This window comes from Stutzerimonas stutzeri, assembly GCF_024448935.1.
In the GTDB taxonomy this organism is placed as follows: Bacteria; Pseudomonadota; Gammaproteobacteria; order Pseudomonadales; family Pseudomonadaceae; genus Stutzerimonas; species Stutzerimonas stutzeri_AO.
The window spans coordinates 1-4,331 of the sequence record NZ_JAMOIE010000160.1; the positions used below are offsets into that span (position 1 = coordinate 1).

At 63.7% G+C, this 4,331-nt stretch carries 4 protein-coding genes; all 4 read right to left on the minus strand.

Annotated elements, in window-relative coordinates:
• Positions 1–34: 34 nt before the first annotated feature.
• The 4 genes from NA637_RS24020 to hemC are packed head-to-tail and all read right to left on the minus strand — an operon-like array spanning position 35 to position 4,271.
• The gene (locus NA637_RS24020) at positions 35–1,276 is read right to left on the minus strand and encodes a heme biosynthesis HemY N-terminal domain-containing protein (protein ID WP_256075012.1); all 1,242 of its coding nucleotides are present in this window, start codon (positions 1,274–1,276) and stop codon (positions 35–37) included.
• Positions 1,273–2,550, minus strand: coding sequence for a uroporphyrinogen-III C-methyltransferase (locus tag NA637_RS24025; RefSeq protein ID WP_256075013.1), 1,278 nt, complete (start codon positions 2,548–2,550; stop codon positions 1,273–1,275). The genes NA637_RS24020 and NA637_RS24025 overlap by 4 nt, the downstream gene beginning before the upstream one ends.
• A 15-nt stretch (positions 2,551–2,565) precedes the next feature.
• Complete coding sequence (locus NA637_RS24030; protein WP_256075014.1) at positions 2,566–3,336, minus strand: uroporphyrinogen-III synthase; 771 nt, start codon at positions 3,334–3,336, stop codon at positions 2,566–2,568.
• Entirely contained in the window at positions 3,333–4,271 is a 939-nt protein-coding gene (gene hemC, locus NA637_RS24035) for a hydroxymethylbilane synthase (RefSeq protein ID WP_256075018.1), read from the minus strand. The genes NA637_RS24030 and hemC overlap by 4 nt, the downstream gene beginning before the upstream one ends.
• Between the last annotated feature and the right edge of the window lie 60 nt (positions 4,272–4,331).

Here is a 4,331-nt window from a genome sequence, read left to right on the forward strand (position 1 = left end):
GCGGCTCAGTGTGGCGACGGGCGCCGAAAGGCTGTCAAGCCTTGACTGCTTGTTCTTGGAGCTTGAAGCTCGAAACTTGAAGCTCGTGGCTTATGGCTTCCTGGAACAGCCGGTTGCTGCGCTCGTTGTCCCCTAGCTGGGCCAGCAACCGGGCCAGCTCGGCGCAGGTTTCCGGACGGTGTTCGAAGCGCAGGCTGGCCTCGAGATAGTCGCGTGCCTTGCCCCAAAGCGCGTTGCGCATGCTCAGCCGGCCAAGCGCAAGCAGCAGCTCGGCATTCTCCGGATTAGCCTTGAGCCAGCCTTCAGCATTCGCCAGCTGACGCGCAGGGTCCTGACCGCGGACGCGGCCGTAGCGCTCGACCAGGCGATCATCGAACCGGCGCTTGAGCGCTGCATAGAGCACCTCTTCGGCCTTCGCATCCGCCCCCAGGCGGGACAGACCGTCAGCGTAGGCACGCACCAGCAGCGACTCACTGCGCAACCCCGACGGAACGGTTTGCCACTTCTGATTGAGGGCCTGCAACGCGTCCTCATTACGGGCTGTCGGGGTTTGACCGCTTTGCTCAATCTCCGCTGTCCAGGCCAGCAATTCAAGCTCACTCAGGCGAGCCGGTGGCAACACGCGGTGCTTGCGCAGCTCGGGTAGCAGACGGCACAAAGCCGACCAGTCTTCCAGCTGAACGTACAACTGCTGCAACAAGGTCAACACATAGGGATGACGGGGATGGTCGCTGTGCAGCGCGTTGAGTGTTTCCCGCGCCTCGCCATATTGGCCCCTCGCAATTTGCAGCTGAGCTTGGGTCAGGCCAACGGCAAGGCCTGACTCGGGCTCACGCTCCCTGGCCTTGCGGAGCAGCTCGTCGCTCTGCTCGTGCTCGCCCAGTTCACTGGCGGCACGTGCGGCGCCAAGGTAATGCACCAATGGCTGGCGGTCGTGCTCGGCAGCGGAGCGCAAATGACCCAAGGCCTGAGTCCATTGCCCCTCGGCCAACTCGCGTAAACCGCTGCGTGATGCCTTGCTGACACGACGCTCGCGGTGACGACGCGACCACGGATTGGCCAGTGCGCCGGACGTGTGCAACAGACCGAGCACCCAGTGCACCACCATTGCCAACAACCAGAGACACGCGATCAGACCAAGAAAGATCCAGAAGCTCGACTCGTAGCGGAAGCGGTCATAGCTGATCAGGACATAGCCCGGGTCCTGCGCGATGGCCCAGCCGAGGAATCCGACAATCGCGATAAGCAGGATCAGGACAAAGGCAAATCGCTTCATGCGCGCTGCCCCTCTTCCGCTGGCGGCTCATCGGACGCTGGCTCATCGGTCGTCGGCTGGCCAGTTTCGGGGGTCGCATTGTCCGTGGGCTGTGCTGGTCCGCTGTCAGCAGGCGACCCGGCACTTTCCGACGATTCACGTTTCTGCACATAGGCCTGCAATGCGCGGAGCGCCGGTGAGAGGTCGGGCAGGCTGACCGATACCTGGCGCTGCTTCAGCTCTTCGATGCGATCGCGCAGCCCTCGGCTCTGACCGTTTTCCTCGCTGAAGTGATCCTTGATCAGTTGCCCCGCCTGATCCAACGATTGCTGGTAGACCTTTTCGTTGCCATTGAGCACGGCCCATTGCGCCTGCTCGATGGCCAGTGACAACCCCAACCGCACCTGCGCCAGGCTCTGACCGGCAAGCAGCGGCTTGACGCTATTGCCAGCGTCGAAATCGATACGGACGTAACGTGTCAGCTCATTTAGCCAACGCTGCCAGCCGCTATCAGCCTGGCCGCCTGCGGTTCCTTGACCCTCCTCGAATTCAGGAGCCAGGCCGTTGAGCTGGTTGGCCTGACCGCGCAACGCCCCGAGCTGGAGAAACAACCCGGTCCGGTCCAGTTCCGGCAGACTGCGCAACGCTTCAAGCCCTTCGAGCAGTTGCTGTCGAGCGGCGTACGCCCCCGGATCATCCTGCTTACGCAAGATCAGATCCGCCTCGACGAGCAGCGATTCGGCGCTGTTCACGTCTTGCATGGCCGACAGACGCAACATCGCCATGCGCAACAGATGCTCGGCTTCGGCGAGCCGCCACTGCTCACGACTGGCCCCAAGAACCTGCTCGACCCGCCCCGCCAGACGTTGCTGATCGCTTTGCAGCTCTGAAAGCAAACGGCGACGATCCTCAAGCTGCTCGGCCGAGGGCAGTTGCTCGAGCTTGCCGAGGCGGCTGGCCAGTTGCTCGTTGCGCTCACCCAGCTGGCGGGCTTGTGCGCTCGTAGCCTGTGCCGACTGTTGCTGCTGCTGTTGCTGATCGGCCAGCTGCTGAGTCTGCCAGACGCCGTAACCCCCTGCTGCCAGACCCGCCAAGCCGACCAGCAGGGCCAGACCGGCCAATCCTTTGCCGCCGCCACGCGCATCGGCTGTGGAACCGGCCGGCGTTTTCGGTGGTGGCGCCTTGGGCGCCTCTTTCGAATCCTTCTGCGGCTCCTTCTTCAGAGGATTTTGAGCGGCGACAGAGTCGTTGCCCTTCGGTTGCTGAGGTGCCTTGTCGGAGTCTACTTCGCTCACGTTTCATCCTTTGCATCAGGAAGCGGGCCCGGGATTGTCCCGTAGCGCCGCCAGCAAAGCCGCGGTTCCAGCACCACGGCAGTCCACGATTCTTTTGGCGCCCAACGTCTCCGCCATCTCTGCCACACGAGGGCTGGGTACGAACAAGGGTAGTTCACGCAGCGTGGGCCAATCGAATCCTGCCAACTCGCGTAACGACTGCAAACCCTGCCCACTGCTGACCACCATGGCATTCAGCCGTTCCGAACGCAGGACCTGGAGCAGTTTTCCCGGCGGGTACTCAGGCAGGTCGCGTCGGTACAGTTCGAGGCTGTCGACCTGCACACCACGAGCGCGCAACGTATCGGCGATGTGTTCGCGGCCGCCCTCCCCGCGCAGGATGAGCGCTTTCGGAGCCGCCACGTCGAGCGCCTCGGCCAGTCGCGGTAGCGCCAGCAGCGCTTCGCTATCGTCGCCACTGGCGGGCCAGGACACATCCAGGCCGTATGCTTCCAGGATGGCGCCGGTCGCCGCGCCCACGCTGAACCAAACCGGCCCAGCCGGAGGCACTTGCCAGTGACGACTGAGCCGCTCCAGGCCCAACCGGGCCGCCGGTTTGCTCACCACCACCACAGCAGCATAACGATCCAGCTCCAGCATGACCTCGCGCTGTTCGGACGTTTCGTCGAGTGGCTCGATCGCGAGCAGCGGCAGGCTGGCACTGTGGATGCCCTGACCCGCCAAGATGGCCGCCAGGGCGGCGCATTCTGCTGCGGGCCGCGTCAGCAGGAGACGCCAGCCGCTCACGCCTTGCCGACCTCACCATAGATATCCTGGAGGATCCTGCCAGCGCCTTGCTGCAACAATTGTTCTGCGATGCGCACACCGAGCGCTTCGGCTTCGGCATTGGGCGCACGTCCTTCTGCGCGCAGGAGCAAGGCACCATCGGGCTGGCCGACGAGCCCGCGCAACCACAGCTGATCGCCTTCGAGTACGGCATAACAGGCGATCGGCACCTGACAGCCCCCATTGAGATGACGGTTCAGGGCCCGCTCGGCGCTCACGCGAATGGCGGTATGGGGATCGTTCATGCATTGAAGAAGCTGATGCAGCTCGGTATCGCCGGTCCGGCACTCGATCCCGACCGCGCCCTGCCCGCCCGCGGGCAGGCTGTCCTCGACACGGATGCTGGCGCGGATGCGGTCTCCGAAACCAAGACGGATCAGGCCGGCCGCCGCCAGGATGATTGCGTCGTACTCGCCTGCGTCGAGCTTGGCCAGACGGGTATTGACGTTGCCACGCAGGAACTGGATTTTCAGGTCCGGGCGACGCGCCAGCAGCTGCGCCTGGCGCCGCAGACTGGAGGTGCCTACGACCGCGCCGGCAGGCAGCGCATCGAAATTCTCATAGTGATTGGAGACGAACGCATCGCGCGGGTCTTCCCGCTCACAGATGCAATACAGGCCGAGCCCCTCGGGGAATTCCATGGGCACATCCTTCATGGAGTGCACGGCAATGTCCGCTTCGTTCTCCATCAGGGCCGTTTCCAGCTCTTTGACGAAGAGGCCCTTGCCGCCGATCTTTGCCAGCGGCGCATCGAGCAGCTTGTCGCCCCGACTGACCATCGGCACCAGACTCACCGTCACATGTGGATGAGCGGCTTCCAGGCGCGTCTTGACGTATTCGGCCTGCCACAGGGCCAGGGCACTCTTGCGGGTGGCAATGCGAATTTCGCGAGACATGAACAATTCCAGACAGATGAACTGCCGGCGATGATAACAGGACAGGCTGGAGGCTGGAGG